A 3319-nucleotide genomic window follows, 5' to 3' on the forward strand; every position below is an offset into this window, starting at 1 on the left:
CAATATTTAACCGTTTTGACCTCAGTGCCAGCAATGGCCAACATTGTGGTGAGTACCGAGTGATTTATCATAAAAATAATGGCAATAGATTCTTCCTAAGTTTTGAGGCTAAGTACCCTAACCCCGAACCCAAGAAAGGCAAAGCAGGCTGTTTTGCAGTGGCAGATTTTTGGAAAGAAATAGGAAGCACGAGCAAAACAAATGCGCTAGCACAACTAGAAAAGTTCTTCTATCAAGGTTTAGAACACAAGGGTGTTCAATTACCTGCAGCCATTAATTTCACCCACTACACCCATGGCACAGGTCAAGTGCGTTCTAACACATTCGTTAACAGTCCATGGCAACTTAGAGAATTTAAAACCGACATCGACGCTGATGGCAAGGTTGTTTTTGTTGCCGACAGCGTTAAATCCAACCCATTGGCTGAGCTTTTTGCTGATGAAGGGAATCTAGATTCAAATTCATTGAAGGCTTCAAGGATTTACTTTGCGCGTGATTTTGATGGCTATATTGATAACTTATTGACACCTGAAAAGCGTGCAACTAGCCCTAGCTCTAGCGACATTATCAATGGTTTTAGTTTGAAGGATGATAACCACTACAATGAGTTTCAGTCAGACTCAAATACAACAAATGACAATACCGCTAAGGTTACCAACTCAAACTTAAAAACAATCATCAACAACAAACTAGCAGAATTAAATTTGTCAGGTTACAGTGCAAAAATGATTATGAATCGTGCTGAGGCAATGAGTTGTAGCGGTTGCCATCAAAACAGCAGCGATGCAAAAATTGCCCCGAATGTTAACTGGCCAAAGAGTCAATCTTTTGTTCATGTTAATGAGCAAGGCGCTCTATCCTCAGCATTGACTGAACAATTTTTACCTGCTCGATCAGCTGTATTGGTAGATTACTGGCAGAAAACGGCAGAAAAGTGGCGCTTTGCTGAGGTGAATTTCTCTAGCGCCAATAATAATTTTGGTGGGCGTTATAATGCGCCAAATCATCCTAACGGGGGTGCCTTTGCCGCCCTTAAAACCGATGGATCAATTACGGCGTGGGGTGCCTCACAATATGGAGGTACAAGTGCACCCTTTGGTAGTGGCTACACCATGATTTATTCAACTGAGTATGCCTTTGCCGCCCTTAAAACCGATGGTTCAATCACGGCGTGGGGTCGTTCGGGTTATGGAGGCTCAGGTGCACCTTCTGGTAGTGGATATACCAAGATTTATTCAACCAGTAGGGCTTTTGCCGCCCTCAAAGCCGATGGCTCAATCAAGGCGTGGGGTGATTCGGATTATGGAGGCTCAGGTGCACCCTCTGGTAGTGGATATACCAAGATTTATTCAAATGAGACTGCCTTTGCCGCCCTTAAAGCCGATGGATCAATTACAGCGTGGGGCAGACCGTATCAGGGAAGTGCAGGTGCGCCCTCCAATGGTGTCTATACCAAGATTTATTCAACTGAGAGAGCCTTTGCCGCCCTTGAAGCCAATGGCTCAATCAAGGTGTGGGGTAAAGCAGGTTGGGGAGGCACAGGTGCACCTGATGATAGTGGCTATATCAAGATTTATTCAAATTCTGCCGCCTTTGCCGCTATTAAAGCCGATGGGTCAATCAAGGTGTGGGGTGATTCGGATTATGGAGGTTCAGGTGCACCCTATGATAAAGACTATACCGAGATTTATTCAAATTCGTTTGCCTTTGTCGCCCTTAAAGCCGATGGTTCAATCACAGCGTGGGGTAAAGCGGGTTGGGGAGGCACAGGTGCACCTGATGATAGTGGCTATATCAAGATTTACTCAACTCATAAAGGTTTTGCCGCTATTAAAGCCGATGGATCAATCAAGGCATGGGGTGTTTCGGGTACAGGTGCGCCCTCTGATATTGGATACACTAAGATTGCTTCAAATTTTTTCGCCTTTGCCGCCCTTAAAGCCGATGGCTCAATCAAGGCGTGGGGTGATTCCAGCTCTGGAGGCACAGGTGCGCCTTCTGGTAATGGCTATACCAAGATTTATTCAACTAGTAGTGCCTTTGTCGCCCTTAAAGCCGATGGCTCAATCACGGCGTGGGGTCATTCGAATCTTGGGGGCACCACACCTGCATCTATTGACTGGATAGTTCCTACTAAAGTTGTTAGTTACCCCATGAATGGGGATATTTCTGTTGATATTGAACCAATTCATCGTACTACTGGTCATAAATCGGCAGCTTTTGTTGGAGGATACAATACAATTGACGCCCCCACAAGGATGACATGGTCACTCAACGCAGGTCTTTCAAAATTTTCCGTTGTATTGCACGATATGGATAAGGGTACAGAGTATAAGGTTCACTTAGTAGCCAAGATGATATCGAAACTGGGATGCAATTTTATAGCAATCAATAACGCAGCAACCTGTCTTGGTGATGTACACAATAAGCTATTTATTAGTTTTGACAAAGTATTAAATAACAGCCTTCCTAGTGGCATTACATTAAGTGGTCGTTTTTCATTAAAGCGCCTTCAATGGCCAAATATGAATACCACTAATATTGAAATGCATAATTTTGAAATTAACTGGAAAGTACCCTCTCATTCTAAAGTTGTTAATCACACCATGAATGGAGATATTTCTGTTGATATTGAACCAATTCATCGTACTACTGGTCATAAATCAGCAGCTTTTGTTGGAGGATTCAATACAATTGGTGCCCCCACAAGGATGACATGGTCACTCAACGCAGGTCTTTCAAAATTTTCCGTTATGTTACGCAATATGGATAATGGTACAGAGTATAAGGTTCACTTGGTAGCCAAGATGATATCGAAACTGGGATGCAATTTTATAGCAATCAACAACGCAGCAACTTGTTATGGTGATGTACACAATAAGCTATTTATTAGTTTTGACAAAGCATTAAACAAAAACCTTCCTAGCGGTATTACATTAAGTGGTAATTTTGCATTAACGCGCCTTCAATGGCCAGATATGAATACCTCTAATATTGAAATACATAATTTTAAAATTAACTGGAAAGTGCCCTCGCATTGATTGAGGGTTTTAATAAGGGGTGCTATCCTTTTATTAAGTGGGTAGAAATTTAAGTTTTAAAAAAGAGGGTAGACTGAAGTTCCCCCTATTTGACTAGACGCTAAATTCCAATTTTACCCACTATTTTTTCGTGTTAATAATCTTGGGTCTTAACTAGTTAAGCAATCTTAGATTCACATCATAAGTGCAACACTTCCATTTAAAAAATAGCCCTTGCCAGTCATCTTGGCAAAGACCTCAAATGGGGTTTTGTACCCCAAGCATTTCCTAGGTCTATT

General features: G+C 42.2%; 1 protein-coding gene and 1 pseudogene. One reads left to right on the plus strand and one right to left on the minus strand.

Going from position 1 to position 3319, the window contains the following annotated elements; translation table 11 throughout:
* On the plus strand, positions 1 to 3041 hold a 3041-nt coding region (locus BBROOKSOX_RS09650; RefSeq protein ID WP_373896625.1), incomplete at its 5' end, for an RCC1 domain-containing protein.
* 173 nt (positions 3042 to 3214) lie between these two features.
* On the opposite strand, the pseudogene BBROOKSOX_RS12595 reads toward BBROOKSOX_RS09650, so the two are convergent.
* Positions 3215 to 3319: pseudogene (locus BBROOKSOX_RS12595) on the minus strand (IS30 family transposase); the annotation flags it as partial.

This window comes from bacterium endosymbiont of Bathymodiolus sp. 5 South (assembly GCF_900128535.1).
Lineage (GTDB): Bacteria > Pseudomonadota > Gammaproteobacteria > PS1 > Pseudothioglobaceae > Thiodubiliella.